Genomic DNA, 16,664 nt, shown 5'->3' on the forward strand with positions numbered 1-16,664 from the left:
CGGGAGCGTTTTTGAACAAAGCAAAGCGTTGGCCCGGCTACGGGCGCACCTCAGGGATGAGGAGCGTAATCGCCCGCGCTGAGCCTGCCATGGATGGCGTTTTTGCGTCTTTGCGGAGGGCGTATGCTCCCTGAGCCAGCACCTTACCGTCGAGCGCTACGGGTGCTAACTCACGTCGCATCAAACTTCCTGAACAACGCTTTCCCTTTGAGTAATCGGATCCCCAGCCAGCCACCGCACAGCGATAACAGCAGCGCGCCACACAACGGCAGCGCCAGCCATAGGGTCCAGTCAGGCTGCCACGGGAAGTCGAAAATCTTAGTCTGTAATCCCCACAGCGCCGCTTCTGCCCCCATCGCCGCCGCCACGCCGGAGACCACGCCGAGCAGGGCAAACTCACACCACAGCGTCGTACGCAGCAGGCGTTTACCGGCACCCAGCGTGCGATAGACCACCAGCTCCTGACGCCGCTGGCGCATACCGACCTGAATCTGCGCCAATAGTAGTAACACACCACAGGCGGTCACCAGCACCACCATGATCTCCAGCGCCTGGCTGACCTGCGCCAGCACCTGACCGATCTGCCGCATTATGCTGCCGATATCCAGCAGACTCAGCGCCGGAAAAGCACGGTTAAGCTGCGCCAGCAGAACAGGATTCGCCTCCATGCGGAAGCTGGTGAGCCAGGTCTGCGGCTGGCTGTCGAGCGCGCCCGGCGGGAAGATAAAGAAGAAGTTCGGCTTCAGGCTTTCCCAGTCCACTTTACGCAAACTGGTAATGCGCGCGCTGAAGGTCTGCGTATCGCCATCGAACGTCAGGGTATCGCCGAGCTTCAGCCCCAGCCGATCCGCCAGTTCCACTTCCATCGACACTTCACCCGCTTTAGGTGGCCAGTTGCCTGCCACCAGCGGATTGTGATCCGGGCGATTGGCCAGTTCCGTCAGGTTGAGCTCACGGTTCAGGGCGTTATCCAGCTTCGGATCGGCCGGTTTGCCGTTGAGTTCACTGAGCCGCACCCGCGCAATCGGGTAAAAGGTCCCGGGCGTGATCTGATGCGACTGCAGGAAATCACGCACCTGCGGCACCTGATCTGCCGTCATATTCAGCAGGAAGAAGTTCGGGCTATCCGCCGGTAACTGCTGCTGCCAGCGATCCAGCAGATCGCCACGCATTACCAGCAACAGCGCCAGCAGCATGAACGACAGCGAAAAGGCCGCGAGCTGGCTCAGCGTCATGCCGGGCTGGCGCAGCAGCCGGTTGATCGCCAGTCGTAACGCCAGATTGCGCACTACCAGCCGACGCAGCAGCAGCAGGGTTCCCCAGCCGAGTAGTGCCAGCAATCCGGCCAGCACCACCACACCCGCCAGCAGCGCCCAGAGCATTTTACTGCCGCCAACCAGCAGCGCTAACAGCGTCACCACCACCGCGATCATCACCGGAATATAGATCTTCAGCGGCCAGAGGTTCGCCACCGCATCGCGCCGCAACACCCGCAGCGGCTGTGTCGCCAGCAGCAGACGATAGGGACGCAGACCCACCAGCAGCGAAATCACAAACAACGATCCCACCGCCCAGATCCATGGCCAGACGCTGGCCGCCGGTAAGCTGGCAGGCAGCACGGGTTTCAGCATCGCCATCAGGATCGCTTCAACGCCCTGCCCCACCAGACCACCGGCAATCGCCGCCAGCAGCAGCACCGCCAGCCACTGACCGATGATCAGCCGCTGCAACGCGCCGTGCGTCGCACCCAGGGTTTTCAGCACCGCCACCAGATCGTAGCGGCTGCGGCAATAGTGGCTCATGGCGACCGCCACGGCCGCAATCGCCAGCATCAGCGTCAGCAAGGCCGAGAGCAGCAGGAACTGCTGTGCCCGCTGCATCGAACGGCCCAGTGCATCTTCCGAGTTCTCCACGCTGATCCAGCGCTGGTCCGCCTTCAGTTGCGGTTCAATCCAGCGGTCATAGCTGGCCAGCTGATCGGGATTACCGGAAAACTTATAGCGCCAGGCGATGCGGCTGCCTGGCTGAATCGCACCGGTTTTGGCGGCATCCGCCAGATTGATCAGCAGACGCGGCGCCATCTCAAACGGGTTAAAGCCGCCATCCGGCTCCTGGATCACCTCCCCGCTGATGCGCAGCTGGGTGTCACCCACTTCCAGCGTGTCGCCCACTTTCAGGTTCAGCAGCGCCATCAGGCGCGGTGCCGCCAGCGCGGTACCCGCCTGCGGCCTCAGCCCTGGCGGCTGCGTCTGCAACGTGCCAAACATCGGGTAGCGATCGTCCACCGCTTTTACTGAGGCAAGCTGCGGTGACTGATCGGCAAAGGTCATGGTCATAAAGGTCAGCTGACGGCTCACCGTCAGACCGCTTTCAGCCGCTTTTGCCAGCCAGGCTTCTGGCGCTGCATCACTGCTGCGCAGCGTACGGTCGCCGGCCATAAAATCACGGCTCTGCTGATTCAGCCCTTTTTCCATGCGATCGCTGATCGACCCCAGCGCCAGCACGCAGGCGACCGCCAGCGTCAGGGCCAGCCAGACAATCAGCAGCGAGGGCGAACGCCACTCGCGCCAGAACCAGCGCCAGATCATTGCTCCTCCCACAATTTACCGTCGCGCAGCCGCAGGCGACGATCGCAGCGCGCCGCCAGTTGCTCGTCATGCGTCACCAGAATCAGCGTGGTGGCAAAATCGCGGTTAAGGGAAAACAGCAGATCGGCGATGCGGTCACCGGTTTTACGATCGAGATTGCCGGTAGGCTCATCGGCAAACAGCAGACCAGGACGGCCACTGAAGGCGCGGGCCAGCGCCACGCGCTGCTGCTCGCCGCCTGAAAGCTGGGCGGGCAGATGATGCAGACGTTCGCCCAGTCCGAGCAGCGTCAGAAGCTCTTTCGCCTGTTCACGGCTCTGACGGTCGCTGTCGCCGCGCAGCAGCGAAGGAAGCTGCACGTTCTCCTGGGCATTCAGGGTTGGCACCAGCATAAATGACTGGAATACAAAGCCGACCTGCCGGGCACGCAGGGCCGCACGCTGCTCTTCGTTCATCTGGTGCAGCGGCTGCCCCAGCAGATGGACTTCGCCGCTGCTGCCATCGTCCAGCCCGGCCAGAATTCCGAGCAGGGTTGACTTGCCGGAACCGGACTCGCCAATCAGCGCAATGGTCTCAGCTGGTTTGACAACCAACTCAACTCCGGTAAGGATGGTTAACTGATGCTCTCCCTGACCGACGGACTTAGTAAGATGATGAACTTCAACAATGTTTTCCGCTGGCATTATCCCTTCCTGTTATTGATTCTTCTGCTGGTGTCGCGTCTTGCTGCTGCAGATACGCTGATGGTGCTGGGCGACAGCCTGAGTGCGGGCTATCGCATGTCTGCCACTGCGGCCTGGCCCAGCCTGCTCGATAAGCAGTGGCAGCAAAAACCTAAAGTGATCAACGCCAGTATCAGCGGTGATACGGCTGCACAGGGGCTGGCGCGCCTGCCCGCACTATTAAAACAGCATCAGCCGCAATGGGTGTTAATCGAATTGGGCGGTAACGATGGTTTGCGCGGTTTCCCGCCCGACGCTATCGCGCAGAATCTGAGTAAAGTTATCGACGATGTTAAAGCCGCCAATGCGAAGCCGCTGCTGATGCAGATTCGTCTGCCTGCCAACTATGGCCGCCGCTACACCGAAGCGTTCAGCGGCATCTATCCCGGATTAGCGCAGCAGCATAACATTCCTCTGGTGCCCTTTTTCATGGAGCAGGTTTATCTGAAACCCGAGTGGATGCAGCAGGATGGCATTCATCCTAATCCTGATGCCCAGCCTTTTATCGCCCAGTTAATGGCGAAAGACCTGGCCCCCTTAGTTAAGCAGCCGTAGCGCGCCGGGATGCGCAAAAAGGGTAAAGAAATGAAAAAGCACTAAATAACGGCAAGGTGGCGACGGAGATTTTCGACCGCTTTGCCATCTCTAAGTGTCCAGGCTTACTCTCTAAACAATATCAATGCGAAAAGATAATTCCGCCGTTCCTTAAAATTCACTTTAATGCATCTTAAATTAGCATTTTAACAGTCGCATATAAGTTGGCGTTACCCTCTCCAACTGGTTAATATTTCTGCACGGAATTTTAGCTGCAAAGGAATGTATATGCCCTATCACCGCTATCACGACCCCCGCATATTTCGCCTGACTTCATCTGTCGGCGCTTGTGGAACCAATAATCCCAATGAAGTTAAATCAATTCAACGCATGATAAATGATGCTGGCTATCAGTTCGCAACGGGTCGCAGGCTCCCAACAAATGGACAATGCGATACTGCCACCACTGAAGCTATACGCTGGTATCAGCGGTTGCTGAATCTCTCGCCGAGTGGATTGGTTCAGCCAACCGACACATGGTTTATCAGGGCAATAAGTGAAGCAACCACACCTGGCTGGCGGCCTTCTAATACCTCTGGCCCCTTACGAGTCAGCCAGGGACAAATTACTTTTGACGCCGAAGGCACCGACTATATAACCGCCGTGGAGCCCTTCAAACAGCGCCGCTATCCCAATTTTTCACGCATTCTTCAATGGCCGCCCACGAGTTTTTCGGGGGTTACACTTGGTCGAGGCTATGATATGGGCAGTAGATCTGCTGGTGAAATCTACTCCACACTAAGGCAAGCTGGGATTGAAGAATATAAAGCCGTTTTGTGCTCTAAAGCAGCTGGCCTGAAAGGGCGGCACGCAGAACAGTTTGTTAAGGTTTATGGTCCGTTGGTCGGCGAGATAAACCACACTCAACAAATCCGACTTTTTGAAATTGCGTACAGGGTTAAACGGAACGAAGCCCTTAACCTTTATCGGCGAATAGCACAATCCATGCCTTCCGCCCCAGCATGGGAACAGTTAGACCCCAAAATTCGAGATGTCGTAACCGATATTTTCTATCAGGGTGTTCACAATGCCAGGGCACTGTTTCAGGCCGCAATTGAAAGTAAGCCCGCATTAATAGCCCATATTAAAAGTAGTCCTACATACATGACCTACGAAAACCACAGAAACAGAATAAGGTATCTACAGTGAAAAAAGTCTTAATTCTAATGGTTGCTCTTATTGCACCTGCTATGGCGCAGGCTGAATTATCATCAGGGCCAGAACGTAACGCCTGCTTCAAACAGAATGAAGACATACCAACTGCATATAACTGTCTGTCTGCCAAAAGAGACAACAGCAATAAAGCGCTGGATGCGCTAATAGCGGATACAGTTAAGAGAATCAAAGCCAACAATGTCGGCCCTTTTAATGGAAAAGAGTCCAGCAAAGAAACGTCCGGAGACGTTTACTCTCGGCGCTTTCTGGATGCGCAAAAAAAATGGAAGGATTACCGGACTCAACTTTGCCTGTCTGTAGCTACAGAGCTTAACGAGGACGCATACGACTACCAGTCATATATCGACCAGTGCCAAATTAATCTGAACAAAAACCATTCTGCTGAAATCACACAAATGGGACTGCCACCCGTCAATTAAGCACACTGGTCTCACTGCTCAGACGTAAAATCTGAAATCGGGCATTTTTTGCGGGGCTGTATAGCCCCGTTTACCGCCCGTTCTGTCAGCCGGTGCGGGCGACAAACTGTCAATCCACAACATAAAATCATTAACGAACATAACTTAACTTATTGATTATTAAATCTTATTCAAGGGCGTGAATTTGTGCAAAAAAACATTCTGATTACAGGTTGTTCGAGCGGTATTGGCCTGGTTGCCGCTCACGATTTACTGGCGCGGGGTTACCGGGTGATCGCCGCCTGCCGTAAAGCAGAGGATGTCGCCCGCATGGAAACACTGGGCTTTACCGGGCTGCAACTGGATCTCGACGATCCGCAAAGTGTGGATCAGGCCGCCGACACAGTGCTCGCGCTCTGCGATAACCGTCTGACGGCGTTGTTTAACAACGCCGGATTCGGTCTCTATGGCCCGCTGCACACCCTCTCCCGCCAGCAGCTGGAACAGCAGTTTTCCAGCAACTTTTTCGGCGTCCATCAGCTGACACTGCGTCTGTTGCCCGCGTTGCAGGCCAGCGGCGATGGCCGCATTATTAATACCAGCTCGGTGCTGGGGCTGATCTCCACACCAGGCCGGGGCGCCTATGCCGCCAGTAAATATGCACTGGAAGCCTGGAGCGATGCGCTGCGGCTTGAAGTGCGCAGCCGCGGCATCCGGGTCAGCCTGATTGAACCGGGTCCGATTCAGACCCGCTTTACCGACAATGTGACGCAGGGCGAACAGCATAACCCGGTGCGCAACCCTGGCATCGCGGCACGTTTTACCCTGCCACCGGAAGCCATTCTGCCTAAACTTCGTCATGCACTCGAGAGTAAACATCCGCGTTTACGCTATCCGGTGACACTGGTCGCACACATAATGAGCCTGCTGAAACGGTTACTCCCCGGCTGGATGCTGGATCGCATTTTGCGCAGCCATTAATCAGCCATGCGCAATAGCGCTTGAAGCCGGGCCAGTTGGCCCCATATTCTTAGAACACTTTTTGCAAAGAGACTTATCCATGTCACCACAAGCTTCGATCATCGACATCAACGAATCTAACCTGCAGCAGACCCTTGAGCAGTCGATGCAGCTGCCGGTGCTGTTCTACTTCTGGTCTGAGCGCAGCCAGCACTGTCAGGATCTGACGCCCGTGCTGGAGCGCCTGGCGCAGGAGTACGCGGGTCAGTTTATTCTCGCAAAACTGGATTGCGACAAAGAGCAAAGGGTGGCGTCGCAGTTTGGTCTGCGTTCAATCCCGACCGTCTATCTGTTCCAGGATGGTCAGCCGGTTGACGGTTTCCAGGGTCCACAGCCGGAAGAAGCGATCCGCGCCCTGCTGGAAAAAGTCCTGCCGCGCGAAGAAGAGCTGAAAGCGCAGCAGGCGATGGCGCTGATGCAGGAAGGTAAACCGCTGGAGGCGCTGCCGTTATTAAAAGATGCGTGGCAGCTGAGCAACCAGTCCAGCGAGATCGGTTTCCTGCTGGCTGACGTACTGATTACCCTGAACCGCAGCGATGAAGCGGAAGCGGTGCTGAAAGTGGTGCCATTGCAGGATCAGGACACCCGCTATCAGAGCCTGATGGCGCAGATCGATCTGCTGAAACAGGCAGCGGATACGCCGGAGATTCAGCAGCTGCAATCCCAGCTGGAGGCTGACCCGACTAACGCCGGGCTGGCTGCTAAACTCTCGTTACAGCTCCATCAGGTGGGTCGTAATGAAGAAGCACTGGAACTGCTGTTCAGCTTCCTGAAATCCGATCTTAATGCCGCTGATGGCCAGGCGCGTAAAATGCTGCAGGAGATTCTGGCGGCGCTGGGTACCGGCGATGCACTTGCCGCGCGTTATCGTCGTCAGCTCTATTCCCTGCTCTACTAAGCGGCAGCACCCCGGGCCGAAGCGACTCGGCCCGTTAATCTGACAACGCGGAGGTTGTATGATAACTGTAATTCCTGCCCTGATTATTCTGGCGCTGGTGGCGGTCTGGGCCACCGTCAAGATCGTGCCACAAGGTTTTCAATGGACGGTTGAGCGCTTTGGCCGTTATACCCGCACCCTGCAGCCAGGATTAAGCCTGGTGGTGCCGTTCATGGATCGTGTCGGTCGTAAGATCAACATGATGGAACAGGTACTGGATATTCCCTCGCAGGAGATCATCTCCAAAGACAATGCCAACGTCACCATCGATGCAGTCTGCTTTATTCAGGTCGTTGACCCGGCGCGTGCCGCGTATGAAGTCAGCAATCTTGAGCAGGCGATTCTTAACCTGACCATGACCAATATGCGTACCGTGCTTGGCAGCATGGAGCTGGACGAAATGCTGTCACAGCGCGACAGCATCAACACCCGCCTGCTGCATATCGTGGATGAAGCGACCAATCCGTGGGGCGTCAAGATCACCCGCATCGAGATCCGCGATGTGCGTCCGCCGCAGGAGCTGATTGGCGCGATGAATGCGCAGATGAAAGCGGAGCGAACTAAACGCGCCGATATTCTGACAGCCGAAGGGGTGCGACAGGCGGCGATCCTGCGCGCTGAAGGGGATAAGCAGTCGCAAATCCTCAAAGCAGAAGGTGAACGGACCTCGGCGTTCCTGCAGGCAGAAGCGCGCGAACGTCAGGCGGAAGCGGAAGCTAACGCCACTAAGATGGTCTCGGAAGCGATCGCATCAGGTGATATTCAGGCCATTAACTACTTTGTGGCACAGAAATATACCGATGCGCTGCAAAAAATCGGTGAAGCTAATAACAGCAAAGTGGTGATGATGCCGCTGGAGGCGAGCAGTCTGCTGGGTTCGATTGCGGGCATCGGTGAACTGCTGAAGGAATCACGCACTGAGTCGAAACGCTGATGCTGGTCGATATTATCGCGCATCCGCACTGGTTCTGGCTGACGCTGGGTGGGTTACTGCTGGCGGCTGAGATGCTGGGCACCAGCGGTTACCTGCTCTGGAGCGGGCTGGCGGCGGTCATCGTCGGCCTCATTGAGTGGTTTGTGCCGGTAAGCTGGACGGCGCAGGGCTCTCTGTTTGCCGTGCTGACGCTGATCTGCGTCTTTTTATGGTATCGCTGGATGCGCCACCGTGAAGCGCGTCAGAAACCCAATGCCCTGAACCAGCGCGGCAGTCAGATGATCGGGTTGCAGCTGACGCTGGATACCGCGCTGCATAACCGCACCGGCCATGTGCGGATCGGGGACAGCAGCTGGCGGGTCGAGGCGGAGCAGGATCTGCCTGCGGGCACAGCAGTGGTCGTAACCGGCATTGAGGGGATTACGCTGCGTATTCAGCCACGCTGACCGCAGCATCCAGCCAGATTGTTGATAATCGGACATTCGGCGCCGTCATCGCCGGGACAGGCCTCTGCCAGCGCCAGCAGGCGAGCGCGCATGACGTGCAGCTCTTCAATATGCGCCGCAATTTCCTCCGCTTTCTGCAGAGTACGGGCTTTTACATCGGCACTGTGGCGCGACGGATTGTTAAACAGCGCCACCAGCTCACGACACTCATCCAGCGTGAAGCCAACCTGTCGTGCCTGACGTAACAGGTTCAGCTCCTCAAGATGGTGTCCGTTGTAGCTGCGGTAGCCATTTTCACTGCGCAACGGCGGCGTCACCACCCCCTTCTCTTCGTAAAAACGTATCGCCTTGCTGGTCAGTCCGGTCTTTTTTGCCACATCGCTGATGTTCATTTTCGTCCCCTTGACCTTCCCCTTGATGGAAGGTTTATGCTTAAGCATGAATCGAAAATGACCAATCGGTCAAATGGGATTACAGAAGGAGTTGATTATGTCACACACTATTTCTCTGGCACTGGACGGCTTGTCCTGCGGCCACTGTGTCAAACGTGTCAAAGAGGCACTGGAACAACGCGATGATGTTGACCAGGCCGACGTGACCCAACAGGAAGCGCAGGTTTCCGGTCACGCAGATGCGGCCGCGCTGATCGCCACCGTGGAGCAGGCGGGTTATCACGCGACGCTGAAAACCGCGGACGCTTCCCCAAAGTCTGAACCGTTGACAGCATCAGAGCCGCCGCCGGAGGCGCTGACAACGGAGACTGCTTCCCGTCCGGCAGAAACAACCCTCCCCACCCATATGCTGCTGATTGAGGGCATGACCTGCGCCAGTTGCGTGAGCCGGGTGGAAAAAGCACTGCAGCAGGTAGCAGGCGTCAGCCAGGCGCGCGTAAATCTCGGCGAACGCAGTGCGCTGGTGCTGGGCGACGCTGATCCGCAGCAGCTGGTAGCGGCCGTCGATGCCGCGGGTTATGGCGCGCAGGTAGTGGATGACGAGCAGGAGCGACGGGAGAAGCAGCAGCTCAGCGCCCGCAGCGCGATGCGGCGTTTCAGCTGGCAGGCTGCAGTCGCCTTAGCGTTTGGCCTGCCGCTGATGATCTGGGGCATGGTGGGCGACAACATGATGCTCACCGACCACAACCACGGCGTCTGGCTGACGCTGGGCATCGTGACTCTGCTGATCATGATCGTCACCGGCAGCCATTTTTACCGCAGTGCCTGGCGCAGTTTACGCAATGGCAGCGCCACCATGGATACGCTGGTGGCACTCGGCACAGGCGCCGCCTGGATTTACTCCTTTAGCGTGGTGCTGTGGCCCGACTTTTTCCCGCCACAGGCGCGCCATCTCTATTTCGAAGCCAGCGTCATGATCCTGGGCCTGATCAATCTGGGGCATGCCCTGGAACAGCGGGCGCGTCAGCGATCTTCTAAAGCGCTGGAAAGATTGCTGGATCTGACGCCAGCCCAGGCGCGGCAGGTTGATCAACAGGGCGACAGGCTGATTCCGGTCAGCGATGTGCAGCCCGGCATGACGCTGCGCCTGGTCACCGGCGATCGGGTGCCGGTCGATGGCGAGATCGCTACCGGTGAAGCCTGGTTTGATGAAGCGATGCTGACCGGCGAAGCGGTGCCGCAAAGCAAGACCCCGGGCGCAGCCATCTTTGCCGGCACCCTGGTGCAGGATGGCTCGGTAGAATTTATCGCCCGGGCGACGGGTAATCACACCACCCTGTCGCGCATTATCCGGCTGGTGCGTCAGGCGCAGAGCAGTAAACCGGATGTGGGCCGTCTGGCGGATCGCATCTCCGCCGTTTTTGTCCCGGTGGTGGTGTTGATCGCACTGTTCAGCGGCGCAGTGTGGTATCTGTTCGGGCCGCAGCCACAAATTGCCTACATGCTGGTGATCGCGACAACCGTGCTGATTATCGCCTGTCCTTGTGCGCTGGGCCTGGCGACGCCGATGTCGATTATTGCTGGTGTTGGCCGCGCCGCCGAGCTGGGGGTGCTGGTGCGCGACGCCGATGCCTTGCAGCGCGCCAGCCAAATCGACACCCTGGTGTTTGATAAAACCGGCACACTTACTGCCGGCAAGCCGCAGGTCAGTGACGTGCAGGTCTGGGGCGATGCCACCCGTGAATCAGTGTTAGCGACAGCAGCTGCGCTGGAGTTCTCCTCGGGTCATCCACTGGCGAAAGCGATTGTCGCCGAAGCGAAACTGACCCAGCCGCCTCTGTTAGCGCAATTTCGTACAATACGCGGCAAAGGGGTCAGCGGTAGTCTGGATGGCAGAACGCTGCTGCTGGGTAATGCCGCGCTGATGCAGGATAACGGCGTCGATTACCAGGCGGCGGAAGCAGAGATTGCGCGGCTGACGCAACAGGGTGCAACGCCGGTGTTACTGGCTGAGCAGGGCCAGCTAACCGGGCTTATCGCGCTGCGCGATCAGCTTCGACCGGAAAGCGGCGCAGCTCTGAAGCGACTGCATCAGCAGGGTTATCGCCTGATTATGCTGACTGGCGATCATGAAAATACCGCGCGCGCCATTGCTGCCGAGGTCGGTATTGATGAAGTAATTGCGGGCGTGATGCCGGAAGGCAAAGCGGCTGCAATTGAACAATTACAGCAGCAGGGCCGTCGCGTCGCGATGGTGGGTGATGGCATCAATGACGCGCCCGCACTGGCGCAGGCCGATGTGGGCATTGCCATGGGTGGCGGCAGCGATGTGGCGGTGGAAACCGCGGGCATCACGTTGATGCGTGCCGACCTGAACAGCGTGGCAGACGCGTTAGCGCTCTCTTCCGCGACCCTGCGCAATATCCGGCAGAACCTGTTTGGGGCATTTATCTATAACAGCATCGGCATTCCGGTGGCAGCGGGTGTGCTCTATCCGCTGACCGGTACCCTGCTCAGCCCGATTGTGGCGGGTGCAGCGATGGCGCTCTCCTCCATTACCGTGGTCAGCAATGCTAACCGCCTGCTGCGTTACCGGCCACCGCGCGAGTGATCGCCGTTTCAGCGCTGTTTTTCACGCGCTGAAGTCGCTAGCATGGGGTTTTGAATCGCAAAGGACCGGGAATGACAGGCAACATCTGGCGCTCACTGCGCGGCTTTATCAGCCAACTTTTTCCCGCCAGTTACCGCTGGCCTGCGATGGATGTCCGGCTTGGCGATCGTCAGCTGCATCTGGTCGGCAGCATCCACATGGGGACGCGCGACATGCAGCCGTTGCCCGCCCGTCTGCTGCGTCAGTTGCAGCAGGCGGATGCACTGATTGTGGAAGCGGATATTACGCAGGGTGGTTCACCCTTTGATCACCACGGCGATCGTCCTGCGCTCTCCACCCGGCTGGATAGTCACGCGATGCAAACGCTCACCGCACTCTGTCAGGAGATGAGCCTCAATCTGAGCCTGTTTGATAATCTGCCCGCCTGGCAGGTGGCGCTGATGTTACAGGCGCAGCAGGCACAAAGGCTGGGATTACGACCTGACTACGGCATCGATTATCAGCTGTTGCAGGCCGCGAAAGGTCTGAACAAACCGGTGATTGAACTGGAAGGCGCAGAGGCGCAGATCGCCCTGCTGACTGCGCTGCCGGATGATGGCATGGCGCTGTTACAGGATACGCTGCTGCACTGGCACACCAATGCGCGCCTGCTGCAGATGATGGTGAGCTGGTGGCTCGATACGCCGCCACGCCAGCCGGAAATCGCCCTGCCCGCCACCTTCAGCCAGGCGCTGAATGATACGTTGATCGGTCAGCGAAATGCGCAGTGGTGTGACCGGCTTCAGGGATTATCAGCAGGAAACTATGTGGTAGCGGTCGGTGCTCTGCATCTCTACGGCGAAGATAACCTGCCTGAGATGCTGAAGAAGCCCTGAAAAAAAGAGAGCCGATAATATTATCGGCCCGTCAAAGAGGAATTTGTTTATGATTTTGGTTATCGCTCAGCAATCAGATTGCTGGCGCGCGGCTAATTTTCACTCAAAGAACAAAGTTTCGCCACCTTTTTCCACGATTCTGCGTAATAAGATTATTCTTAGTAAGGAACCTGTATGACGCCCGCCGTAAAATTGCTGGAAAAACAAAAAGTCAGCTTCACCCTGCATCCCTATGAGCATGACAGCAGCGAAACCCATTTTGGCGACGAAGCGGTACGTAAACTCAATCTGGATGCGCGCCAGGTCTATAAGACGCTGCTGGTGGCGCTGAATGGCGAGGCGAAACAGCTGGCAGTGGCGATTACGCCGGTATCGACGCAACTGGATCTCAAGAAGGTGGCAAAAGCGCTGGGCGCGAAGAAAGCGGATATGGCCGACCCACAGCTGGCCCAGCGGGTCACTGGCTATCTGGTGGGCGGCATCAGTCCGCTGGGCCAGAAAAAACGGCTGCCTACGGTGATCGACCACTCAGCCAGCGCGTTTGACGCCATGTTTATCTCAGGCGGCAAGCGTGGGCTGGATATCGAACTGGCTCCCCGGGATCTTTCACGACTGCTGGACGCTCCGTTTGCGGATATCGCCCGCCACGACTAAACCCGTGGCTGTGCGCAGAGCTGATCGATCATCCAGCGACCCGCCGGACCGGGTGGCGTACGGCGTGACCAGACCACCTCAATGGCGATATGCTGCGGCCAGCCCGGCATCGACAACTCTTTCAGAACGCCATGACCAAACTGTTTCACCAGCCAGCGCGGCAGAATCGTCCAGCCAAATCCCTGCTCCGCCATCTCCAGCAGTAACAGATAGGTCGGTGCCGACCAGATGCGCCCCATTGGCGCGGGTTCAGATGCCTCAACCCAGGTATTTAATCGCAGGTGACGAACCCCTTCCAGCTCGCTTTCGCTCAGGGTCTTAAGCTGAGCCAGCGGATGATCGCGATGTAAAAAGACCGCCATCTGTGCTTCAACCTGCAGTCGCGCCACCGCGATATCCACCGGCAGATTGGGCTGTGCCCGCACCACGCCCAGATGTACCCGCCCGGCCTGCAGCAGATCCAGCACATCACCATCCTCGGCAATCATGACCTCCAGTTCAATCTCCGGATAACGGGCATCAAATTGCCTGAGCAGATGCTCGTGATGATCGGTTTGCCAGAAGTCTGACATGGCAAAACTGAGCCGGGGTTCAACGCCCTGCGACAGCCGTATCGCCAGCGCATCCAGCCGCTCGCTGGCTGCCAGGATCTGCTGAACCTGAGGAATAACGCGGCGTCCCTGCTCGGTGAGGACCGGCTGCCGACCTGCCCGTTCAAACAGCGCAAAGCCGAGATCGTCTTCAAGACTGGCTACTGCCGCGCTGATGGTGGACTGACTTTTACCTAGCGCGCGCGCAGCGGCAGAGAAAGAACCGCTCGCCACAGTCTGCATAAAAGCCTCAAGGGATTCCGGGGAGTAACGCATCTGAACCATCGCTTTTTCCGATAGGTGTTCATTTTATCTTAGCATTCCGACGTGTGAAAATGCGCCGCATTATTGAAGGAGAACTCACAATGCGTACCCGCTCACTTAAAGAACGTATTCTTCATGCTGTCTGCTTTGAAACGCTGGCGATTCTGACCGTTTCGCCGCTGGCGGCATGGGCAATGAATAAACCGCTGTTTCAGATGGGATCGCTGGCGATTATGCTCTCTACGGTCGCGATGCTATGGAACATGATTTACAACAGCGGATTTGATCGCCTCTATGCGCCAGGCCAGAAACGTGGCCCGGGCGTGCGTGTATTACATGCGCTGGGGTTTGAAGGTGGATTTATCCTGATTGGTCTGCCCATTGCCGCCTGGATGCTGGATATCTCTCTGGGTCAGGCTTTCCTGGTCGAAGTGGCCTTTTTCCTCTTCTTCCTGCCCTACACCATGGCCTACAACTGGGTGTGGGACAAACTGCGCGAGCGCTGGATCAGACGTCACGCCTGCCGGGCGTAAGAAAAACGGGAGGCGCAAGCGCCTCCCGGTCAGTTCAATGCGTGGCGGCTGTTTCGTTCCCCCACGGCCAGATCCACGCCAGGATCATTTTTGGATAGTTACGCTTCCGCGCTTTTTCCGCAGCTTCATCCCGCGCCCGGATCTGCTCATCGGTCAGATGCACAATCTGCCCTTTCGGCTGATAGTCGCTGGCTTTGACCGGCGAGTGCGTCTTGATCCAGTCACGCAACACCTGCGCATCGACTACCCCGCTGTTGAGATAACCCGCATGATTATCCAGACGCGGATAACCGTCGCCGCCAGCCGCATTGAAGCTGTTGGTTGCCATGCGATAATGCTGCGCATCCTGCAGCGGTTTACCGTTAATGCTGACGTCGCTGACATGTTTACCGTCTGCGGTCAGGCTGATGCCGGCAAACTGGGCGTAGCCGCCTGAGTCAGGCTGAATATTAGCGACCACATCCAGATATTTTTTGATCTCCGCCCCGGTCAGGCTGACCGAGACCACCTGATTGCCAAACGGCTGGACCTGCAGCAGGTCACGCCAGCTCAGCTTGCCCGATTTCAGCGAGGTGCGAATACCGCCACCGCTCATCACCGCAAAATCGGCTTTGGTGTGCGCCATCTGAGCGCGCAGAATCAGCTGGCCGAGATTCGTCTGCTCAAAGCGAACCTGCTCTTTTTCACCGCTGAAGCTGCCGTCGGCGCTACCGACATTCACGGTTAACTTCGCCTCAGCCCGTTTCTGGAATGGCATCAGCAGTTTCATCATGGCGGTGTTTTTCGGGATCTCTTCCTGCCAGGTGAGCCAGGTTTCGCTGCCATCCGCGTTCTTTATCTGATGTTTAAGGTTGACCGGCACCAGCTGATAAGCCTCCAGCGTCACCTGCCCATTACGGAAGGTGAAGTCACCACGTCCGACATATTTGCCCCATTTATCCGCCTGCATAATCCAGATCCCGTTCTGCTGATCGGGTTTGCAGGGCTGGCCCGGCTGATAATTTTTAACGCTGACGTTCTCTTTTTCCATGCAGACCGCATCATGCGAATGACCACCAACAATCAGATCGATGGTGCCGGCAGGCAGGCTGCGCGCCAGGGTGACGTCATCAATGCCATTGCTGCCATGCTTACCGTCGTCATAGTGACCAAGGTGGGTCAGCGCGACAATCACGTCCGGCTTCTCTGTGGCGCGCAGTTCGGCCACCGCCTTCTCCGCCTCCGCAATCGGATCGCGGAACTCGGTATCCGTCAGGCCCGCCGGATTGGCCAGTTTCGCCGTATCCGGGGTGATCAGCCCGACCACCGCAATTTTCAGCCCGAGACGATTGAATACCGCCCAGGGCTTAAACAGGCGCTGACCGGTACTTTTCTGATAAACGTTGGCGGCGAGCAGCGGGAATCGCGCCCACTTCTCCTGCTTTCGCAGGACCGCGATGGGCTTGTCGAACTCATGGTTGCCCAGCGCCATGGCATCATAGCCAATCAGGTTCATCGCGCGAAAATCGGGTTCAGCATCCAGCTCATCGGACTCCGGCACGCCCGTGTTCACATCACCGGCAGAGAGAATCAATGCGCCGCCGCCTCTGGACTGCACATCGTAGCGCATCGTATCCATTAAGGTTTTCTGCGCCGCCAGACCATATTCACCCTGCTCAGTAAACCAGAAATGACCATGCTCATCGTTGGTGTGCAGCAGGCTGAAACGATAGGTGCGATCGGCCTGGGCGGCCTGTGAAAACAGCGGCATCAGGGCCACCAGTAGTGCCACGCCCGCCCCTGTCCATTTAGATAACAACACTGTGATTCTCCTTAATTTGCCGTCTGGCCCGATTTTCTGCCGGTTTGCCCCACTGTGTCGCACATTCCCCCGGCGAACTCAAGGCCAACGCACATTCGCCTGTCTCTGTATGCCGCTCTTTTTATCTCC

General features: G+C 57.5%; 16 protein-coding genes. 11 read left to right on the forward strand and 5 right to left on the reverse strand.

The window, feature by feature from the left end; genetic code table 11:
• Nucleotides 1–170 precede the first annotated feature (170 nt).
• Nucleotides 171–2,588: a putative ABC transporter permease subunit YbbP gene (gene ybbP, locus NR195_RS17800; RefSeq protein WP_256844783.1), complete on the reverse strand. Its 2,418-nt coding sequence runs from the start codon at nt 2,586–2,588 to the stop codon at nt 171–173.
• Nucleotides 2,585–3,271 carry a putative ABC transporter ATP-binding protein YbbA gene (ybbA, locus tag NR195_RS17805; RefSeq protein WP_033756810.1) on the reverse strand — a complete coding sequence of 229 codons (687 nt, stop codon included), beginning with the start codon at nt 3,269–3,271 and terminating at the stop codon, nt 2,585–2,587. Before ybbA ends, ybbP begins: the two co-directional genes overlap by 4 nt.
• Here ybbA and tesA point away from each other — a divergent pair.
• The 7 genes from tesA (at nt 3,239) to NR195_RS17840 (ending at nt 8,815) form a co-directional block, all read left to right on the forward strand.
• Nucleotides 3,239–3,865, forward strand: a complete 627-nt coding sequence (tesA, locus tag NR195_RS17810) for a multifunctional acyl-CoA thioesterase I/protease I/lysophospholipase L1 (RefSeq protein WP_010671236.1) — start codon at nt 3,239–3,241, stop codon at nt 3,863–3,865. The two genes, ybbA and tesA, sit on opposite strands and share 33 nt — an antisense overlap.
• Before the next feature lie 267 nt (nt 3,866–4,132).
• Complete coding sequence (locus tag NR195_RS17815) at nt 4,133–5,053, forward strand: peptidoglycan-binding protein (RefSeq protein ID WP_256844784.1); 921 nt, start codon at nt 4,133–4,135, stop codon at nt 5,051–5,053.
• A complete protein-coding gene (locus tag NR195_RS17820) occupies nt 5,050–5,499 on the forward strand; it encodes a lysozyme inhibitor LprI family protein (RefSeq protein ID WP_022626094.1) in 450 nt (149 codons plus the stop codon). The genes NR195_RS17815 and NR195_RS17820 overlap by 4 nt, the downstream gene beginning before the upstream one ends.
• Nucleotides 5,500–5,685: 186 nt before the next feature.
• Nucleotides 5,686–6,459, forward strand: coding sequence for an SDR family oxidoreductase (locus NR195_RS17825; RefSeq protein WP_179257114.1), 774 nt, complete (start codon nt 5,686–5,688; stop codon nt 6,457–6,459).
• A 79-nt stretch (nt 6,460–6,538) separates the two neighbouring features.
• Nucleotides 6,539–7,396 carry a co-chaperone YbbN gene (locus NR195_RS17830; RefSeq protein ID WP_010259064.1) on the forward strand — a complete coding sequence of 286 codons (858 nt, stop codon included), beginning with the start codon at nt 6,539–6,541 and terminating at the stop codon, nt 7,394–7,396.
• A gap of 58 nt (nt 7,397–7,454) precedes the next feature.
• Nucleotides 7,455–8,369, forward strand: coding sequence for an SPFH domain-containing protein (locus tag NR195_RS17835; RefSeq protein WP_010259065.1), 915 nt, complete (start codon nt 7,455–7,457; stop codon nt 8,367–8,369).
• Complete coding sequence (locus NR195_RS17840) at nt 8,369–8,815, forward strand: NfeD family protein (RefSeq protein WP_010671234.1); 447 nt, start codon at nt 8,369–8,371, stop codon at nt 8,813–8,815. The genes NR195_RS17835 and NR195_RS17840 overlap by 1 nt, the downstream gene beginning before the upstream one ends.
• Here NR195_RS17840 and cueR read toward each other — a convergent pair.
• Nucleotides 8,803–9,207: a Cu(I)-responsive transcriptional regulator gene (cueR, locus tag NR195_RS17845; protein WP_010671233.1), complete on the reverse strand. Its 405-nt coding sequence runs from the start codon at nt 9,205–9,207 to the stop codon at nt 8,803–8,805. The genes NR195_RS17840 and cueR overlap by 13 nt on opposite strands.
• A gap of 97 nt (nt 9,208–9,304) precedes the next feature.
• Between cueR and copA the strand changes: the two genes are divergently transcribed.
• The 3 genes from copA (at nt 9,305) to ybaK (ending at nt 13,347) form a co-directional block, all read left to right on the forward strand.
• Complete coding sequence (gene copA / locus NR195_RS17850; protein ID WP_256844785.1) at nt 9,305–11,818, forward strand: copper-exporting P-type ATPase CopA; 2,514 nt, start codon at nt 9,305–9,307, stop codon at nt 11,816–11,818.
• 71 nt (nt 11,819–11,889) lie between these two features.
• On the forward strand, nt 11,890–12,693 hold the full coding sequence (locus NR195_RS17855; protein WP_010671231.1) for a TraB/GumN family protein: 804 nt from the start codon (nt 11,890–11,892) through the stop codon (nt 12,691–12,693).
• 174 nt (nt 12,694–12,867) lie between these two features.
• Nucleotides 12,868–13,347 carry a Cys-tRNA(Pro)/Cys-tRNA(Cys) deacylase YbaK gene (gene ybaK, locus NR195_RS17860; protein WP_010259070.1) on the forward strand — a complete coding sequence of 160 codons (480 nt, stop codon included), beginning with the start codon at nt 12,868–12,870 and terminating at the stop codon, nt 13,345–13,347.
• Here the strand turns inward: ybaK and NR195_RS17865 are convergent.
• The gene (locus NR195_RS17865) at nt 13,344–14,213 is read right to left on the reverse strand and encodes a LysR family transcriptional regulator (protein ID WP_010671230.1); all 870 of its coding nucleotides are present in this window, start codon (nt 14,211–14,213) and stop codon (nt 13,344–13,346) included. The two genes, ybaK and NR195_RS17865, sit on opposite strands and share 4 nt — an antisense overlap.
• An 89-nt stretch (nt 14,214–14,302) precedes the next feature.
• On the opposite strand from NR195_RS17865, the gene NR195_RS17870 reads away from it, so the two are divergent.
• Nucleotides 14,303–14,734, forward strand: coding sequence for a multidrug/biocide efflux PACE transporter (locus NR195_RS17870; RefSeq protein WP_010671229.1), 432 nt, complete (start codon nt 14,303–14,305; stop codon nt 14,732–14,734).
• Nucleotides 14,735–14,768: 34 nt separating this feature from the next.
• Here the strand turns inward: NR195_RS17870 and ushA are convergent, their stop codons facing one another.
• Nucleotides 14,769–16,484, reverse strand: coding sequence for a bifunctional UDP-sugar hydrolase/5'-nucleotidase UshA (ushA, locus tag NR195_RS17875; RefSeq protein ID WP_256844801.1), 1,716 nt, complete (start codon nt 16,482–16,484; stop codon nt 14,769–14,771).
• Nucleotides 16,485–16,664 lie beyond the last annotated feature (180 nt).

Origin of the sequence: Pantoea sp. Ft-CA_14 (assembly GCF_024520875.1) — a bacterium.
Taxonomy (GTDB): Bacteria; Pseudomonadota; Gammaproteobacteria; order Enterobacterales; family Enterobacteriaceae; genus Pantoea; species Pantoea agglomerans.